Origin of the sequence: Vibrio scophthalmi LMG 19158, from assembly GCF_000222585.1 — a bacterium.
Taxonomy (GTDB): domain Bacteria; phylum Pseudomonadota; class Gammaproteobacteria; order Enterobacterales; family Vibrionaceae; genus Vibrio; species Vibrio scophthalmi.
In genome coordinates this window covers 23144-44394 of the sequence record NZ_AFWE01000078.1, presented here as the reverse complement: position 1 = coordinate 44394, position 21251 = coordinate 23144, and the positions used below count along the sequence as shown (strand labels likewise).

7 protein-coding genes are annotated in these 21251 nt (G+C 45.0%); 1 reads left to right on the top strand and 6 read right to left on the bottom strand.

The features are described from left to right. Positions 1–74 precede the first annotated feature (74 nt). From RH88_RS06605 to RH88_RS06595, 3 genes are all read right to left on the bottom strand, one after another. Positions 75–773 carry a response regulator gene (locus tag RH88_RS06605; RefSeq protein ID WP_005594386.1) on the bottom strand — a complete coding sequence of 233 codons (699 nt, stop codon included), beginning with the start codon at positions 771–773 and terminating at the stop codon, positions 75–77. Beyond that, positions 770–2377: an ATP-binding protein gene (locus RH88_RS06600; RefSeq protein WP_005594384.1), complete on the bottom strand. Its 1608-nt coding sequence runs from the start codon at positions 2375–2377 to the stop codon at positions 770–772. Before RH88_RS06600 ends, RH88_RS06605 begins: the two co-directional genes overlap by 4 nt. 387 nt (positions 2378–2764) lie before the next feature. Then, entirely contained in the window at positions 2765–5671 is a 2907-nt protein-coding gene (locus RH88_RS06595; protein WP_005594383.1) for an HD domain-containing phosphohydrolase, read from the bottom strand. 259 nt (positions 5672–5930) lie between these two features. Here RH88_RS06595 and RH88_RS23385 point away from each other — a divergent pair, with 259 nt between their 5' ends. Then, positions 5931–16217 carry a VCBS domain-containing protein gene (locus tag RH88_RS23385; protein WP_005594382.1) on the top strand — a complete coding sequence of 3429 codons (10287 nt, stop codon included), beginning with the start codon at positions 5931–5933 and terminating at the stop codon, positions 16215–16217. 86 nt (positions 16218–16303) lie between these two features. On the opposite strand, the gene RH88_RS06585 is transcribed toward RH88_RS23385, so the two are convergent. The 3 genes from RH88_RS06585 to RH88_RS06575 are packed head-to-tail and all read right to left on the bottom strand — an operon-like array spanning position 16304 to position 21229. After that, on the bottom strand, positions 16304–17599 hold the full coding sequence (locus tag RH88_RS06585; protein WP_005594381.1) for an HlyD family type I secretion periplasmic adaptor subunit: 1296 nt from the start codon (positions 17597–17599) through the stop codon (positions 16304–16306). Further along, complete coding sequence (locus tag RH88_RS06580; protein ID WP_005594380.1) at positions 17592–19625, bottom strand: ATP-binding cassette domain-containing protein; 2034 nt, start codon at positions 19623–19625, stop codon at positions 17592–17594. Before RH88_RS06580 ends, RH88_RS06585 begins: the two co-directional genes overlap by 8 nt. After that, complete coding sequence (locus tag RH88_RS06575; RefSeq protein WP_005594379.1) at positions 19622–21229, bottom strand: ABC transporter transmembrane domain-containing protein; 1608 nt, start codon at positions 21227–21229, stop codon at positions 19622–19624. The genes RH88_RS06580 and RH88_RS06575 overlap by 4 nt, the downstream gene beginning before the upstream one ends. Between the last annotated feature and the right edge of the window lie 22 nt (positions 21230–21251).

The following is a 21251-nucleotide window of genomic DNA, read 5'->3' as shown; positions in this document are numbered from 1 at the left end:
AGAAAACGTCTATCCCCCAATGCGCAGGCATCTCAAGGCCTGCGCTTTTTTTGTTTGGCTCTGCCACAATTTTGTTACCCCAAATTTTGCCACACATAGCTCCTTTCCGGACGACCGACCGTCCCATAAACAACGTCCGTTTTCACTTCAGTAGTACTCACTAAGAATTCTAGGTAACGACGGGCTGTGCTGCGACTGGCTCCAATTTGAGCTCCCGCCTCTTCTGCCTTCCAAGCGTGTTGTTGTTTGAATAAAGCACGGATTTTATCCAACGTTACCGCATCAATTCCTTTCGGTAAGCGATTGTGTTCATGGTTAGATGGCGCATTAACCTGATCACCATTAAGAACTGAATCAACAAAGTTTTGATCAAAGTGCTCTGTGGACTCTATCTTATTTCGAGTCTTGAGGTAGTGAGCAATGGCCGTATCAAGACGGGGCAATAACACAGGTTTGAGAAGATACTCAACCACGCCCAAACGCATTGCCTGTTGTAGCGTTTCCGCCTCACGCGCTGCCGTAATCAAGATAATGTCGGTCTGTTTACCTTGTTGCCTTAATGCTTGGATAATCTCTAACCCTGTACCATCCGGGAGATAAACATCCAAAATTAATAAGTCAGGGTCGAGTATCTCAAGCTGCATTTCCGCTTGCTGCTTATTTAGCGCAATGCCTTGTATATCTAGGCTTGGGTTTGCTTGTAAATATTGATAGTGCAGCTGAGCAATCGCTTCATCATCTTCAATGATCAGCGTGCGTACTTTATTTGTCATGCGCATCCTCCACTCTTTGGAATAAATACTGCGAATACAGCGCCTTTAACGGCAGCGTTGTCAGCTTCAATCGTCCCGTGATATCGATTCACGACCTCTTTAACCAAATGTAATCCTATCCCATGGCCCTTTACTGTCTTGGATGTCACACCTAAATTAAACAGCTTCTCTATGCTGACATCGGCAGGTAATCCGGCTGCAAAATCTCGCACCTCGATGATGATCTCGTCACCATAATCTGACACTGAGAATTCGATAGGTTGTGTTTTTTCTGTCGCCGTTAGCATCTGGCTGGCATCAAAAGCATTATCAATTAAGTTGCCTAATATCGTTACGATATCTTCAGCTTGAATATGGGCGGGTAAAATAGAGAGATGACTCCCCTCTTCGATCTGCAAAGAGAGTCCCAACTCACGACCTCGCTCAATTTTGCCAAGAATTAATCCCGCAATAAGCGGCTCTTGAAAATCTTGATGTAACTGCGAGATGAGTCGTTGGTAATGTTGTGACTCTTGGCCTATCAGTTCCTGAACTTTATCAATTCTTTCAAGGTGTAGCAGGCCACTAATTGTATTGAGTTTATTGCGATACTCATGGGTTTGCGAGCGCAGCAATTCAGCATATTGTTTGGTTTGAGAAAGCTGGCGAGTCAACTCAGTAATTTCCGTTTTCGGCCTAAAACTCGATACAGCGCCGATCACTTGACCATTAACCGAAATAGGCTGTCGATTCGCAACAACGTGAACATTGTTTAACAATAAATCAATATCACTTTCCGCCGTGTGTGTTTTCAATAGCTTCGTCAATTCACTCTCCGGTAACACTGCAGCCAAAGGTCGATTTATGGCTTGATTAGCGTCGACACCGAGAATTTGCGCCGCTCTAGCATTGAAAATTCGCACATTACATTGATGATCCACACTGATCACCCCTTCTTTAATCGTACTCAGAGTTGTATCCAATTCGCTATACAAACGAGAGATCTCTTCGGGCTCAAACCCTAGCAATGTTTTCCGGAAACGTTTGTACGCATAATTGGACAACAACCCATTGAGCAGCACAACAATGACTGCGATACACAGCAAAAAGACAAGATAAGGCTCAACTCGCTCTTTTAGACTATCTAATAAATACCCAACCGATACCACACCGATAATATTGCCTTGTGAGTCAAATATTGCCGTCTTCCCACGAACAGAATGGCCAAGAGATCCTTCAGCAAAAGAGATGTAGGCTTCGCCTAATTTTAGCGCTCTAACGTTATCGCCCCCTTTCATTGGCAGGCCCAAACGATCCTTTGAAGGATGAACTAAGCGAATACCATTGGCATCACCAATCACGATGAAAGTGGCACCCACAGCTTGGGTAAGCGATTCTAACTTTGTATTCAGCTCGCCAACCTGACCACTTTCGAGCATTTTGACAATCGACGGGCTATTACCTAAAAATCGAGCAAGGCCTAAAGCCTTTTCACCCATCTCTTGCTCTTGAGTGTTTTTGATATAATAAAAGCCAGCAACAGAAAGAATAAGCAGTTCAACAAAACCAGACAGCACCATAACAAGTAAAAGGCGCTTTCTTATACTTAGCTTGCTCCATTTCACTATCACTCTCCTTGTCATCAATACCGCTCGTTGATAAATGTAACATTTAAACAACAAGCTCGCTTGTTGCGTGACGAATAGTGAGAGAATGGCCAAGATCTCATCGGAGTTTAAAGGGTTATCGTTGTAGCTGAATTTTGCCTTACACTGATAAAGGCTGTTTCTTCTGCCGCTACTTCTCAAAATTTAGGCAAAAGAAAGAGCCGCTAAAAGCGGCTCTTAATCAATCAATAATCTGCTGAAATAACCATAAGTTGATATTTTGGTGAATCATCCATTTCAACTACACTTCATCAGTAAGAAAGTTACTTTCAGCAATCAACTACAAAAAACAAACTGGCTTCAATCAAATTAGTTAGCCCCACAAAACCAACAAACCAACAGTCATCATTTGATCATATCTAATCGTTCAGATGTTCGGTCAATATAGTCCTCAATATCAACTTTATCAATCTGCTCTTCCTTCATGTATTGATGGGCAAAACGCTTATAAATTCCAGAAGTAAGGAAGAGTTCAAACAACTCTTTGTCTAGATGCTGATCTTTTACCATGAAGTGCATGATTTTGAGCGATTCAGATAACGACTTGGCTTTTTTATAAGGACGATCTGCACTTGTCAGAGCTTCAAACACATCAGCTATCGCCATTACCCTTGCAGTTGGAGGCATCTCATTCCCTTTCAATCCCATCGGATAACCTGTTCCATCAATTTTTTCATGATGTCCTCCAGCTATTTTCGCTACATTCTGCATATGTTTGGGAAACGGCAAAGACTCTAAAATAATGATAGTTTGTATGATGTGGTCATTAATAATAAAACGTTCTTCGTCTGTTAGAGTTCCTCGACGAATGGACAGATTATAGTACTCACCCATATTGGCTTTATGTTGAGTTGGTTTGAGTGAAAAGCGCGCTTCGTTAGTGGGAGGGAAATCCCATTCAACGATATGTTCGGGCAAATCACTCAGTAACGTCTCTTGTTGCGGTAATTGCTCAGCACCAGTAAAACGCTGCTGCTCGACCCACGAAATACCTATCCGCTTACTAAGCGTGCGAGTCCAAGGTGTATCACCAATTTGTTTTAAGCGTTCAAGATCAGAATCACTCACAAACTCGCCACCAATATTAAGTTTGGCAACAAAAGCAAAGTCATTGTCCAAAGTCTCTTGTTGTTGTCGTAAAGAAACTTGTGATGTCTCGGGCAATTCACCGTAGAGCTGCTTAAATAGCGCGATTTCTCGATCCCTTTTGAGCACTTCAAAGCGCATACGTACTTCGTGTATGCGGTCGTAAATCGCCTCTAACTTGGTCGACTTATCGACGACATGCTCTGGTGTCGTGATTTTTCCGCAATCATGTAACCAACTCGCCATTTTTAACTCTTGCCACTGTTGCTCTGTTAGACTGAAGTTATCGAAAGGCGCGTTTGTTGAGTCCTGTGCAGCTTGTGTCAGCCATTGCGTTAATATCGGAACTCGCTGACAATGATTCCCTGTATACGGCGACTTTTTGTCCAAAGAGCCCGCAAACACTTGAATAAACGAATCAAGTAATGCTCTTTGCGCTTCCATCATTTCATGGGTCTCTATGGCGACAGACACATAACCAAGTAGGATTTCAAGGTAATCTTTATGCTCTGCATGTATCTCTTCGCCAACAGCATCTTCATATAACAAGGAGAATGACCCGATAACTTGACCCGCCCGGTTTTTCAATGGGATACATATGACTTCACTATCAAGGTTAAGCGACTCTGGCACAATTAACTTTGGCATATCGGCTAACTTGAATATTTGTGCCTGTTTATTGATAAAAACCTGTTGAATGAAATGGGTCGCTTTATTCACTAAGATTGAACTCGCGTTTATTTCACTGCCTGAACGCTGCCACACAAAGCGCGGGACGAGCGCTTTCTCCTCAGCGTCCAATAAGTAAAGAAATACGCCATCTGCACTCACTGACTCAGCCGTATTTCGACACACCAATTCAAGCATTTTATCTAAATCTTGCTTTCTGGCGATACTATCGGTCAGGGAAATGAACCGGCTAATTGTTGCCTGTATCGACATTTGCGCATGGTTGAGCTCTTGGATTTCTTTAATGTAACTATGAGGTAGAGAAGTATCATCAAAACGAAAGTTCTCTATCTCTTTTGCTTTGTTGGTGGCTCGGATAATCGGCTTCGAGATCAAATTTGAAACGAGATAGATACAAGGAAGTAGAGTAATCAGGAACAACAAAGAGGCATAAATTGTTTGCTTCTTGATGAGTAACCCATCATCAAATAGGTCATTTGCTCTAGTCGCAATGAGCAGATGAATATGTTCGCTGTTTAGAGGTTTCAGCGTCACAATATGACCAAACCATTGTTCACTGCCAAATTCAAAAAGACCCAGTGTCCCTTGCTGATCATGATGTTCGATAGCATGAGACACTACCGCCTGATTTAATTCTTCTAAGCGATACACTGCTGATTGGCTAGAAGCTTTGGGATCTATTCCTTGGCTATCTATTGCTTGGTTAGTTGTACCGTCGCTAAACGCAAATATTGAACCATCATCATTGTACAGAACCCGAATTGATGACGTATTTTCTAGTGTCTCATTCAAAGATAGCCTTAGGTCATCTAAACGCACGTCAGCAAATACCAGTAAACCTTGTTCACTTTCACGATAAATATGGATTCCCAACGCATTTGAATTAGGCAAGGTCGTCGGTTTGGAGATAATATTTTGACCTTTTTCTCCCCCAGCAAACTTCTGATACGCTTCAAACGACAACGCACTTTGATTTTCTAGATTGTCCTCTATCAACTCTAACTTCTCACTTAGAGTAAAGACACGATTTAAACCGTTGTGATGATGCGTTACCAAAAACTGAGCTCGAGGATCTTTGATCGCCACATTGCTTGATAACTCGTCATCCATACGCTTGACAATAATGGCATCACCGTCGGGGAAAACGAACGAATACGCGAGAATATGAGGAAACTCACTGAGTAGATGTACAACCTCCGGAAGAACTCGGATTCGCTCACTTGCTGCGGTGGCATTCAAATTATGACTTTGCGTAAAGCTCCCCAAAGCAGTGAACGCCGTACTGTAGTGGCTATTTAGCTGATGTTTGGTCTCCGTGGCAATGCGTTCAAACAACCTGCTGTTAGCTTTGGTAATGACTTCCGATAACGCGTTGTTGGTTAACCAAATCTGAATACCAGAAGCTAGCACAACCACAACAATGATAATCGTGGTTATATGGATATGTATCGGGAATGACCTAGCCGTGAGTTGCATTTTAGTCCCTTATTATTTTTTGACTCTAATACAAATATAGGCATCTCTACCCTTTAAGGATAAATTTATATATTGATTTCAATGCGCTCCTCCCTGTTATAAACAATTAACTTTAACTCTCTCCTTATTGTCAGCCTCCCACTCATTGCAACAAAATCGAATATGTTAAAAGCTAATAAATTTAATCAGTTAATTAGCAAGTTAGCGACTTTTATACTTAACTAAATGTAGGTTTATTTGATCGCAATAGGGAACGTCAATGGCTACGAGTGACAAAAAAGAAAAACATACTGTTACGCAGACTAAAAGCAATTTAGCCCAAACTAAAAACAAAGCATCTAGAACAAAGATTCGACTGTTTTCCCAAGTCAATATTAACGTTCCCTTGCCTAGAGAAATCGCGATGATCCTGCCTTCATTCGCAGAACAACTCGAATCCGATCCCACTCTCTTAAAGCAAGAAAGTGATACATCTAGTGCACCAGACGGCGAGCAAAATAGTCAATTGTTACCAGACGAGCATGAGAGTATTTCGGATATCAGTCAAATTAAAAGCCAAGACACCCAGCCCGAAAGCAACAAGGCTGAGATAGACAACAAAGGCGAAACATCGGTCAGTATTTCAACACATTCTTCTCATCATCTATCAACCAAATTGCATCCGGTTATTCACACTATTTCGACTCATTCATCACTCTCTGCGCTCACTTCGACGCCGTCAGCACAACCAAACGTTTCGAATGCCACACCTACCACAACAACAGGTCAATCATCACAAACGCCTCCCACCTTTGTTGATGAAACGATACAAGGCAAATATGGCACATTGCATGTAGGAGCAAACGGTCAATATACCTTTACCTTAGATCCCAAGTCTCCTGCTTACGTTCTATTGCAAAAGCAAGAGCCGGGAACGGATACATTTACTCTGCACCTTTCCGATGGAACAAAAGTCGTCGTACAAATTCCCGTTCACGGCACACAAGACAATCCAACAATATCCGGAGACTTAACTGGCAGTGTGACTGAGGATCACAACGTCGACTCACAAGGATTTATAACCACCGGAGGAAAAATCGATGTTGTCGACCCCGATCATGATGAAAGCTCAGTACATGCAGAAACGATCAACGGCAAATTCGGCTGTTTGACTATTGATGCAAATGGGCACTGGCAATACCGCGTTAATAACTCGCTCACCAACATCCAAGCTTTGACAAGCCAAAAAGCTCTCCATGAATCGTTTACTATACACACCAAAGATGGGACATCCCAAGTCCTCAACATGACGATCGGCGGCTCCGATGATCAAGCATCTATCTCTGGTGGTTCAGGGACAGTCATTGAAGATCAAAAAGCCATGCTCAGTGGCGCGCTCTCGATCCATGATCCAGATGCCGGTCAAGACAGTTTCATTGCACATCAATATCAAGGGCAATTTGGACATTTAGACTTTCATAAAGATGGCACATGGCACTACGTTCTCGATAACAGTAAATTAGAGGTTCAGCAGCTCGGTGGTTCGGAAAACCATCATGACGTGTTTACTATCCAATCCGTCGACGGAACAACGCATACAATTAACATCGAAGTAAGTGGCACTAACGATACGCCCACGATACACAGCCAATCTCATTCACTAAGTGAAGATGGTGCCATGCTTTCCGGACAGATGCTTGGCAGCGATATTGACAACCATGCCACTCTCAAATACTCCATACCAAAATCGGTGGCAGGGCTTACATTTAACTCCGATGGCAGTTATACATTTGATCCGTCGCACTCTGCTTACCAACACTTAGCTCAAGGTCAATCTGAGACGATCACAGTTCCTGTCATTGTCACTGATGAGCATGGTGCCAGTGCTACCCAAAACTTAGAGATAGTGATCATAGGTACCAATGATGCGGCGAAAGTCTCTGGCGTGGACACCGGTGACGTTCACGAAAATCAGGCGGGGCAAGACATGTCGCCTGACCATGCTCAACCGGGTATGGCTGTACTGGGACCAAATACACTGACCACCAGCGGTAAATTGAGCATTAACGATCCCGATAGCGGTGAGTCCGTGTTTGATACGAATGGAGGAACATACTCCTACAGTGGTCAATATGGACATTTGCAACTTCATCGTGATGGCTCGTGGAACTACACTGTCGCGGCGGGCACACATGATTGGCATCAAGGAAGTACGCCAACCACTGTTGGTTCGACGATCGACAAGCTCGGGCTTGGTGAAACTCTCACCGACACAATCACTGTTAGAACCAAAGATGGCACAACACACGATATCGTTGTCACTATTCATGGTGACAATGATGCACCTTACGTATCAAGTGAAGTACAACTCAATTCTGGCAAAGAAGACACCATCCAAACCCTTACCGCCGCGGATTTACTTGCCAATGCGATTGATGTCGATCATAACGACCAAGGTCAACTTTCCATCGCAAACCTCATTGCCGATCATGGCTCTATTCGAGACAACCAAGACGGAACATACACCTATACCCCAGAAAGCAATTATCACGGCAAAGTACACTTTAGTTACGACATCAATGACGCCCACGGCGGTTCAACGCCAACAGGTGCCTCACTCGATCTCGCATCGGTAAATGATGCGAGTGTTCTAGCGGCAGGACAAGATTCAGGCTCGGTGACAGAGGACCATTTACGAGCTGGCACCACAGACCAACTCTGGTCTGGCTGGAGCAACTTGGATGTCACCGATGTAGACGGCGCTTCCGAAGCAGAGATAGCGTTTATTGAAGTCAATGGTGTTAAGCACGCAGTACCGACAGATTTTGCGATGAATCTAACCGCTAATCATGGCTATTTCTCCACCACACACAGTACCGATGGTCACAACAAATGGAGTTATACCGCCGACAATGCCAATCCTGATATTCAGGGGCTTAAGAGTGGGCAGCAGCTTCAAGACTCGATGGTGCTTATTACAAAAGACGGCACTCGAATACCCGTAACAGCCACCATTCAAGGTCAAGATGATCATGTCATCATTGACACGCCAAATGCCCTAACAGCAGCAATCGGAACGGTGGTCGAGGATATCAAGACCACGGTTGCTGGCATGCTTCAAGCGCACGATCTCGATAAAGGTGATCATGTCACTTTTGAATTGGCAGGGTCAAGCTCCTCTCAAGCGGGTAGCTACGGCACCTTCTATGTTGATCGCGACGGACATTGGCATTATGACTTGGATGCAGCAAAAGTTGACTCACTACGAAGTGGAGATGGCAAAGCTGAAGCGTTTAACATTGTCGCGATCTCTAGCGATGGTTCACGCGCGACGCAGAAAGTAGAAGTGCTTGTTAAAGGGACCAATGATGCGGCAACGATTACCGGTCAAAGCACTGGCTCGGTAACCGAAGATCTTCACGTACAAGGTGATGCAAGACACACGGTATTTACCGGTGGCGTTCTAGATGCAAAGGATCCAGATGCAGGTCAAAGTGGTTTTCACCAAACCTTGAATGCTCATGCGATTAACGATCCTTATGGCGGTAGCCTTTCAATCGGTAAAGCAGGTGGGTGGACTTACAGCGTTCCAAACGCCAACTTACAACATTTAGCGCAAGGGGAAACTGAACACGTTCAATATCAAGTACAGACACTTGGAGGTGAAACTCATGTCATTACTATCGATATCGTGGGCACTAACGATAAACCAACACTTACAGCCCAAACACAAACGGTGAATGAAGATGGTTCACTATTGAGCGGCAAAATGCAGGGCAGCGATATCGACCATGGAGCAAGACTAACCTACTCCATTGCTAATTCGATTGATGGGCTAACTTTTAACGCTAACGGCAGTTACAACTTTGACCCCTCGCACTCTGCTTACCAACACTTAGCTCAAGGTCAATCTGAGACGATCTCGGTTCCTGTCACTGTGACTGATGAGCATGGTGCCAGCGTTACCCAAAACTTGAAGATAGTGATCACGGGTACCAATGATGCGGCAACCATTACCGGTGTGGATACCGGAGATGTCTATGAATCGACCTACGCTGACCGTTCTCCTGACTATCAACGAGGTAATATTTCTCACCTTTGGAATGACCATATCCATACATCCGGAAAACTTGATGTTGTCGACAGTGATGCTGGAGAAGCGCACTTCGATAACAATGCTCCGGCATATCAATACTTTGGGCAGTATGGGCGTTTGATCCTTCAGCCAGATGGGAATTGGAGCTATTACGCAGAGGTGGGTGATAGCGCCGTTGGACGTAAGATAGATGCACTCAATAATGGAGAAAACCTGACTGACACCATTACTATCCGCAGTGCCGATGGTACAACCCATGATGTCGTCATCACTATCCATGGCGACAACGACGCCCCTTTCGCGTCCGGTGAAGTGCAACTGCAACCCGGCAAAGAAGACCAAACACAAATCTTAACCCAAGCCCAACTATTTTCGAATAGCATGGATGTTGATAGTAATGATGCAGGCAAATTACACATAGGCAATCTTCATGCTGACCACGGTTCGATTAGAGATAACCAAGATGGCACCTATACTTTCACGCCAGAAAAAGACTACAACGGTCAGGTCCATTTTATTTATGATGTCAAAGATGCTCATGGGGGCACGATAACCACCGGTGCGAACTTAGCTCTCGCGGCGACTCCTGACAATGCTCAAATTAGCTACGCCAACAGCGATCAGCATCAACTCGGAGTGACTGAAGATCGCAATTACATAGATACCCATGATAACCTATATTTTGATGGTAAATTGAACATCGTTGATCCTGACCAAGGGGAAGCGAAATTTGATATCAACCTCGGCTCTCAAACCTACCAGGGTATTGGTTATGACACCAAACTCGGTGGTCATATCCTACTTATGCGAGATGGACGTTACACCTACACCATTCGGGACCATCAACCATTAGTACAAAATCTGAAGCAAGGTGAAACCATCACTGATGAGTGTGTGGTTAAATCAGAAGATGGCACTCTATTCACCATAAAAGTCAACATACACGGCACGAACGACGCCCCCACTCTAACCGCACAGCACCAATCAGTTACCGAAGACGGCGCAATACTTTCGGGGCAGATGATTGGGCAAGATGTCGACCATGATGCCACTCTTACCTATACGATTAACCACCCTATCGATGGGCTAACGTTTAATAGTGATGGCAGTTACACATTTGATCCGAGCCATTCTAGCTACCAGCAACTTAAAGATGGGCAGACTCAAACAATCACAGTCCCTGTAACGGTAACCGATGAACACGGCGCTAGCGCAACACAACATCTAGAGATCAAGATAACTGGCACCGAGGATGCCGCACAAATCAGTGGAACCGATACCGGCACACTTACCGAAGATAGGCATGTACAAGGGGATGCTCAACACACCATTTTTACCACAGGTGTTCTAAATATAGTGGACGCCGATGCAGGAGAAGACCATTTTAAAGCCACACACAATGCCCATGCTCTCCATGATCCTTACGGTGGGACACTTACAATAGGCAAAGCTGGCGATTGGGCTTACAGTGTACCAAATGGAAACGTTCAGCATTTAGGGCAAGGGGAAACTCAGCAAGTTCAATATGAAGTGCAAAGTTTAGGTGGCGATAAACACATCATTACGCTAACCATCCATGGTACCAATGATGCTCCGGTAGTTTCCGCTGACGTACAGCTCAGTGTAGGAAAAGAAGATACCACCCAAATCATCACCTCTTCGGATCTACTGAGCAATGCCACGGATATTGATAACAACGACATCGGTCATCTCTCCGTGACCAATCTCGCCGTCGATCATGGCTCAATACTGGATAACGGTGACGGTACATTCACTCTAATTCCTGAAAAAGACTACAACGGACCGCTACATTTTCAATATCAAGTCAATGATGGACATAGTGGAACTGCACCTGCCTCAGCCTCGATGTTAGTTGCAGCCGTCAATGATCGTCCAATAGTGCAGCCAATTACGCAACAATTAAAAGAAGATTCAACCAATCATCATGTTATCGACCTACTAACAGGGGCTACCGATAAAGAAGGTGACACACTGTCGATTGCTCAAATCAGTTACTCCGTGGATGGTGCAACCAAAACAGGAAGTTTACCCAATGGCTTTACCCTTGGATCGGATGGACATTCATTAGTCATCGATGCAACTCACTCTACTTTCCAGCACTTGGCAGTCGGTCAAACGCAGCAAGTCGTAGTAAACTATCTTATTGATGACGGGCACGGGGGACAAACTCCTCAAACCGCAACCTTCACCATTGAAGGGACTGATGACAAAGCAGTTCTAACATCCAACGTCATTCAAATGTCGGAATCAGAAGCATTAAGTAGTAAAACATCCATTTATCATGGCAACTTACAACTGACCGATCCCGATACTGGCGATCACACGCAATTTGCATTCAGTGGTCGATACATGGGGCAAGGCTACGCCCCGGGATCTTTGACCATCTGGCCAGATGGCTCCTATCAATTCCGATTAGAATCAGCTTTCAACCGCCATGCTGACGACTTGGTTGACAGTTTACTCAAAGGCGAGTCGCTTGAGTTTCCCTATCAGGTACGAACAAGTGATGGGCAAAGGCTCAACATCATCGTTAAAGTTGTCGGTGAAGACGACCAAGCTCGAATTGAAGTGGGACAATATTCTACTTTAGACAATCATGCCTATGAGGATAACTTGTCACCAGGAGGCACGCCGAACCAAGTATGGAGTGGTGGTAACTTACATGTCGTAGATCCAGACCATGGGCAAGCAGGTTTCGTCGCTCAAAACTTTGATACGCCAGAGGGTGGGCATTTCTCTATTAATGTTCGTGGGGGATGGCAATACACAATAGACAATGCCAAACTCCAACATCTTGGTGCAGGGCAAAGTTATCAAAAAACCTTCAGCGTCGAATCCATCGATGGCAGCGCACACCAAACGATAACCGTCACAGTGCATGGCACCAATGATGCGCCAGTAGTTACCTCATCAGTCGTTCTCACCCAAGGTAGAGAAGACACCCCTGTGATATTAAATGCATCTGAGCTATTAGCACATGCTAGTGATGTTGATGATAATGCTCAACTGACCATCAGCCACTTAAGTGTCGATCACGGTCAGGTTACCGATAACCATGACGGCACATACACCTATACCCCTGAGAAAAACTACAATGGTGCGGTACAGTTTAACTATGAGGTCACTGACGAACATGGTGCATCTGTACCGACATCAGCAACCTTAACGCTCGCCGCAGTTAACGATGCCGCAACCTTCACTGGCGACTCAGGTAACATCACTGAAGATAGCAACGTTCGCCATAATTTGCATATTACGGGCTCCCCGATCATACAAGATGCTCTTATGTGTAATGGGCATTTAGTCATCACCGATGTTGATGGACAAGGTGAAGCGTCACTCGATTTACATGGGCAGCGCAGCTTAGCCCAAGATGGCACTTACGGACACTTTATCGTCACGGCGAGTGGTTCATGGGTTTATGCTGTTGATAACAACAATAGTCACGTTCAAGACTTAGACCGAGGGCAAACTCTCACTGACAGTATCGAAGTCACCTCAAAAGATGGTACCAAACATTCAATCACAGTTACGATTAATGGCACAACCGATGCCCCTACCTTGCATAGCCTAAGTGATTCTGGCGTTCAACATAGTGGAGCAATTGAAGGAAACCTCATTTCTGGTTTAGGCACGCACGAAGGAGTAAGTGGAGCTGCAATAGACACAGATTCCAATGCGCACCTGGTACTACAAGACATTCAAATAAAAGATCCTATTTCAGGTTATGTTACTGTTACCCCTGGTCACCCACATACGATGAACGGCATTGGTACCCTTGCCATAGAGGCGAATGGTCATTACTCCTTTACACCCGATCCTGGCTTTACGGGTAGCGTACCAAGTATGATCTACCGTGTTGGTGATGTTGGCGGTCACTCAGTGAGTGATTCGGCTCAAAATCGGCTAACGATTGAAATCACTCCGCCAGCACAACATACGCCAACCGTCACCCCACAAACTATTAGTAGCGATGAAGACCAAACTCATACATTTACCGCTGCTGAGTTTGGCTACCAAGATGCTGACCATGATGCACTAGATCATATAACGATCACCCAATTGCCAGCACATGGCGTTTTAACCCTTTACGGCGCTGCTGTCACGACCAATCAACAAGTGTCCAAAGCTGACCTAGATGCAGGACACTTAACCTTTACACCACTCCAGAATCAAAATGGCGTGCATTATGCCGATTTTGAATTTACTGCAAATGACGGGCATCAAGACTCCGCCAGCGCATCCATGATCATTGACGTTAACGCCGTCAATGACGCGCCAACAGTTGGCTCTAGCTTTACCAGTTTACTTGAAGACAATCAGCATAGTTTTAGCCAAGCCGATTTTAAATACACAGATGTTGATGGCGATTCACTGCACCATATCACCATTACCAACATCACGCATGGCACATTGTCGCTCAATGGACGAGCAATCAATGTTGGTGATGACGTCGCCGCTGCCGATCTCTCCTCTTTGGTTTATACCCCGGCACTCAACTATCACAGTGTCGGGGCCAGTGGGTTAGGCGGCATTCAATATACCGCTAACGATGGACACACGGACTCTAAAGAAGGAATGTATATCATCAACATTGTCGCAGCACCTGATCCAGCGACCTTTACTGGTGATTCAACAGGTCAAGCACAAGAAGACCTTCACACTCAAGTCACTGGCACTTTAAACGTAGCCGACCCTGATGGCACACAAGGCTTTATCGCCGTTCAGGGTGGCGTAGGCATTGTCGGTAGTAAAGGCTATGGACACGCACATATTGATGGTTCTGGTCACTGGATCTATAACCTTTACAACAACCATCCAATCGTCCAACAACTCAAGCAAGGAGAAACTGTCACTGAAACCATTACTGTGCAGGCAAAAGATGGCACAAGCCATGACATTGCCATCACCGTAACTGGCACCAATGACATTCCAACGGCTGCCGAAAAAAGACCCGCTAGCCACACAATGACAGAAGACAGTCATCAAGTCTCTACTGGGCAGCTAATCACCCATGATACGGACGGTGACACGCTCAGTTTAAGTGTCGACCCCAATCACGGTGCGAGTTTTGGCTCGATACAGTTAGATAGCCACACCAACACTTGGACTTATCAACTCGATAACGCAAATCCTCAGGTAGACGCGCTTAATGACGGCGATGTTCTGCATGATACCTTTACGCTGCTCATTGATGACGGGCATGGCGGACAAACAAGCCAACAAATCACGATGACAATAAATGGGCATACAGATCCTGTTCCTTATACGCCACCAACCATCAGTGTATCTGTTGATACGCACCATGCCCATCATGTTACGCCAACCATAACGGCACAAACTGTGAGGGATTTTGCCCAAAGTATCGGACAGACCGCGCACACGATGAGGGGTAACCATGAGATTAGTGGACATGATCATGCTGACATTATTATTGTTCAAGGTAGGTTAACCGAAGAAGCTGAACTCAAAGATGGTAATGATATTCTCTTCATCGGTGGTCGACTTTCAGATGAAGAAATTGAAGGAGGACATGGTTCTGACACATTAATTTTAGGCGCCTATACCAAGCAAAATGCGCCACGTTTGCATGATCATGGTGAGAAACTTGGCAACATGGAGCTCGAAAGCATCGAAAACATCATTTTAGGTGATGGAACTGTGCTTAAAGGGCATCTACCTGCCAATTTCCCCGTAGCTAACCAAGATCATTACGAGTACTCTGTCGACATTCACTCTCAACTTTCGTCATCAGACGAGACCGTTGCAGAAATTCGACTCACACATCTAGAAAACGGACTGAGCTTAAGCGACAACGGACAAGAAATCCACGCGAATCCAGATGGCAGCTATACGGTCCCCTCTGATGGACACTTTACTTTGGTATCAAACCAGCCTTTAACTGGAGCACATCCACATTTTGCAACTGAAGTGACGACTCACAATTCAGTCACTGGCGTAACAGCGGTAACCAGTGAAGATCTCCAAGGTCAGCTACATAGCCATATAACGCCACCGCCTCCTCCGCCGCCACCAGCATTCAGTCAGTCTGATGAAATACAAGCTCCTGATGTCATTCAAGATGATATTGCGCTACTGGCAGATGACACCAATCCAGAGCAACATTTACCAGCGGAGCACCTCTCTGTCGAACAAAACCCAGCAACGCAAGATGACTCACAACACGGCGTGGCAGCTTACCTATCCGCACTAGGTCTTGAATCCTCTCAAGCAAATAATGATCAATTCGCTCGTAACGAACTACCGGATGATATTGATATCGTTCTATCTGATGAGGCAACGACGTTTGATCCTTTACAGCCAGATGCTGATGGTCACGCAGACGTCGCCATGGACAGTGATAGTCTTGATGAAAAACATGACGACTTGATTGCCCCTGACGAGCATCATGATCATGGAGACCCGAATAACTTAAGCGACCCGTATTAGTAGAGTATGCTAATCGCATATAGAAAAAGCGGGCAGCCTATTCGCTGCCCGCTCTCTTTTATGCCAATTAGGGAATTGAGCTACCGTTACCGTTCCCCAAAAGCAACACTGATATTTGAGTAAATTGGCTTCCATAAATATTGGAACACTGACTTTTCACCGGTTGTGATGTCAGCCTCGCCAGTCATACCGGGTAAGATTGCAAACCTCTCAGGGTCGTCATGGAAATAGGGTTTATCCACTGAAATCACCACCTCATAGAAGATTTCACCGCGATCATTTTTACTCGTCGATGGCGAGATCTTGATAACTTCTCCCTGCAAAGCACCAAAGCGGCTATAGTCAAACGCATCCACTTTGACCCTTGCAGGCTGCCCTTCACTAACAAAACCAATATCTCGAGGTGAAAGCCTTGCCTTGAAATCCACATTGCCAGCCAAAGGAACAATTTCGACCACAGTACCACCAGGCTGAATCACCCCACCAACTGGTGTACTTGGCACGCTTTGTACTAACCCTTTGAGTGGTGAAGTCACAATAGTATTCGATACTTTTGCTTCACTCGATCTCACTCGAGCATTCAGAGCTGACAAGTCTGAAACGGCTTTCGAGCGTTCATCACTGACTTTTACGCGAGCTTCTGCCAGTAGCTGCTCAATTTTTTGCTCATTTGCCGCCCCTTGCTTCTCAAGCACTGACCGTTTACCGGCAGCTTCGGCAATTTGCTGCTCTATACTAGCCAGCTTTTGCCTCATCTCTAACACTCGCAAGCGAGATATGTTGCCAGCCTTAAAACCTTTCTCGAGAATATTCAGCTCTTGTTTGGTGGCAAGTAACTGCTTCTCATAAGATGGTAGCGCTTTTTTAACCGCACTTAATTGCTCAGCAATCTGCTCACTCTCTTTTTCTAGAACAACTCGTTGTTGATAGAACAAGGCTTTCTGCGCACTAAGCTGCGCCTTCTGCTCACTGACTAACTCTGGATACTCCACAACATAGAGAGAAAAATCAGGCTCTCTTTGATCAAGCAGTGCATTCATTCTCTCCACACTGAGTGTCAATGTCACCTGCTGTGATTTAAGTTCGTCTAGTGTGGTTTTCTGGAACGTTGCGTCAAACTCAACCAGTGCTTGCCCCGCTTCAACAACATCGCCTTCATTTACTAAAACACGTTTGAGCTTCCCGCCGATTTCACTCTGTAAGACCTGTCTTTCACCCTCAGGAATTACAGAACCCTTCGCTTTGGCAATCTCATCAACTTGGGTAACCAAAGACCAAACGACAAAAGCGAGTACACAAACAGACACAGCCCAAGTCGCGATGGAAAGTGACTTAGCTACGGCTTTCGACTCGACTAGTTCGCCATATTCATAATTAGCCATTGGACACCTCTTTTATTGTATTTTCATCATCCGTTTCCCCGCTCTCTAACGGTCCTGAATAAGCAATCGCACCTTCATTTAATATCACGACCTTATCCGCCAACTTAATTAAATCTGGATCGTGAGAAGTAAACACGATGGTCGACTGTCCGCGCTTTTGCTCCACAAATTGGCTAAACACCCATTTGGCTAGTGGGTTGTAATCAGGTACCGGGTTATCCATCAACATCAATTTGTAGTCGTATACAACCGCTTTAGCATCAATCAGCACTTGAGCGACGGTTCCCGACAAAATATCAAAGAGACTGTCAGGGATCAGTGAACTAATCACTGTATCTAATCCATTGGGTAGTGAGTCAAACCAAGCTTTTCCTCCCACTAAATTCAGCGCATCAATCATCTGCTGCTCCGTGATTGGATTGCCATCGGCTAACCACTCCCGAACAGAAAGCGATAACAAATCAGGGTAGGCAGCACGAATAAAGCACCAATGGCGGAATAATTGCGAGTCGTACTGTGACAAGTTGACCCCATCAAGCTCAATTGCCCCGTTCTGTGCTAGTTGTAAGCCAGTTAGCATTTCAAGCAACGTGGATTTACCGCTACCTGAAGGACCGGCAATAGCGATAATCTCACCAGGCTCAACAGTAAAACTAACGGCAGAGAGCGCGGGTTTAACCTGCTTTGGATACCTAAACGTAAGTTGATCAACCTTGATAGAAGGTGCTTGCTTTGGCAAGGGATGGTGCTGATAACTAAAATCGCGTTCTGATGGCTGACTAAGAAGGCGATTAATCTGAGTTTTAGATTGATTAAAACTAGCAAACCTTGTCGCACTATTAGCTAGCATTTGAGCGGGTCCTGTAATGCGAGAGATCAGCATCATCGAAGCGATCAATCCACCTGGAGTCAGTACCTCTTCGAATATCAGACCAATGCCTAACCCCATAACAGCAATCGTTGAGCATAATGAGATAGCATAATAAATCGACGTATATTTATGCTGTTTTGTTGCCTGATCAAAGCCAATTTTAGACGCGAGGAAGTTCGCTTTCTCAAAGCGTTTCAACCAATAAACCGCAAAGCCAGAACTTCGCAGAAAAATCAATTTAGCTGACAATTCGTTAACCAGGTTTTGTCGGTTAGTCCCTGCAATCGTTGACTGCATCGAATTTTTTCGAGAAGTGTCTACTGCCCGTTTGGCAACAATTGCAAAGATAATGAGAGCAACTACAGGAACAAGTACTAGCCAGCCCGCTAATATGCCAATCGCGAGAATGAAAATAAGCACAAACGGGAGATCAAACAGCGCGCTTCCCAATGGACCTGACAATACACCTGATATCCTTTCTGAGAGTAATACTTGATTTTGTTGGTTTGAAACGGTTGATTGCTGATTTTGCGCATAAGAGTTACTCAACAACTTTTTGATTAATGCCTGAGAAATCTCGCGACTCACCCTATTCGCTAAACTGACTAACACTCGACTTCGAAGTGTTTTGAGCAAGCCCATCATAAAGAAAAGCAAACCCGCGCCAATGGCAATCCCCATTAACTCATGAGCAGCATCTCCCCCAATCACGTGATCATAAATCGCCATGGTGATAAAAGGGATACTCAGCGCAAACAGATTAATAAACAGGCTAACAAGCATGAGCTTAGGTAACATCGCCTTAAATATACTCAGGCGTTCCCCAACCCAATCTGTCGCATACTTTTCTAAGGGGAAACCCAAAACCACAACGTAAAAAGCGGGATAAGTATTGGAGTCACCTAGTGATGAGTGACCCAGCACTTCTATCGTCTCGTCACTAAAAAATGCCAAAGTATGCTGTGATTCATGCTCAGTAAGCCGCTTAGGTACAACCTCATAAGGCAGATGGATGCGGTCAAATAAAGAGAGCAACTCATCTGTATTATGGATGCCATTTTCCTCAATCCACTGCTTGGCAAACAACTGAATATTGGTGCTCACTTCCATGTTTTTTAGTAGCGTGACACTCGCCAACTCGTAACTATTCATCATAGTGAAGCTCCTTGCCCAGTTTTGCTCACCACTACCGTGTTGCTGGCGAGAGCCACCAGCGTTGGGTTATGTGATACAAGCAAAATAATACGACCTTGCTCTTTCTCCTCTTGCAAGACTTGAGCAAGTGCGGCTAAACCATCTAGATCTAACGAGGCATCAGGTCTATCCAAAACTAGTACGCTTGCAGGAGACGCTAGCTGAGCGGCAATATTCAAAAGCTTAGTATTACCCATGCTCAATGTATTAACAGCGGTGTGACCCACTTTCGTTTCCAAACCATCATGCAATTGGGATAGCTTCCGCCACAGACCTAGTTTCTTAGCGTAATCCGTCGCTCTCTCTATGCGTCCTGCATCAAAACCACATAAGTTATCGAGCAGTGAGCCACTAACCAATTGCGCTTTAACGCCTACATAAGATGTATAGAAATGGAATGATTCCAGCGGGGTCTCTTGTTGATTAATGAAGATCGTGCCACTTTGACTCTCGTCCACACCCGCTATAACCGCTGCAAAAAAGCTATCAATATGGCGCTCATCACTCGATATAAGTACGATGCTGCTTTGTTTAACATCAAAAGAGGCATGGTAATCAACTCCAAAGCGCCGAGCTGTCAGCTTATCGATAGAAAGACTACTGATGCTTTCAGAACTGACCGACTCTGAGTGCTGTTTTGGCAAAGTCTGTATGTTTTGAATCGCACGATTGGCTGAGTGAATGGTATTCAATTTTACACGCATACCAATAAGAGCACTGAGAGGGGCAACAGCGCGACCAGACAAAATTGAACACGCAGCCAAGCCACCAGTTGTGAGCACTCCATCTAAAACCCATAGACTCCCAATGACCACAATCACGACTGATGTCATCAGCGACGCTAGCTGAATAAACTCTAACGCAAACGCATTCTGTTGCTCTTCACTCGATTTAGACAAATACCGAGCATCATTTGCACGTTTAAACTGGCTATAAAGCCGCGACTCTACCGCTTGGCGTTTTATGCCTTGTATAGTTTGTCCAAGTAGCAGCATAAAGCCTTTTCGCTCTTGGTCTTTCTCAAGAGCAATATCACTGAGTCGTTTAGATTTAGTCGACACAATAAAAACCACTGCACAAGCCGTCACCCAAACAGCAATAGGTACGAGAACAAGGCTACCACCGATGTAATAAACCAGACCGAGAAACAGCAAAGCAAAAGGCAGGTCGATAAATCCAGAGATTATTCCACCGGAATACCACTCTCTCACTTTAACGATATTTGAAAGCCCATTATCAACCCCTGCTGCACCAAGATTACGCAGAGCATTGGGTTTCGATTGGGTGATGGCAGTGACAAGCTCAGCAAAGGTTGTATTTTCAGTATTACTCGCAGCAGCCGAAAGCAGCCAACTTCTCACATACCGAATAAGCGCCTCTAGTATGACCGCAGTGCTTGCACCAACAATCAGCATTGTTGCCGTGCCGTAACTTTGATTAGGAAGAATTCGATCGTAAATCTGTAAAACCGTTAATGGCACGGCGAGAGACAAGAGATTGATCAGAATAGAAGGAAGCATCATCTTTCCGATAACATCCTTATTAACCGCTCGCGTTATTTGCATACCTAGCCCCTATTTTTCCTTA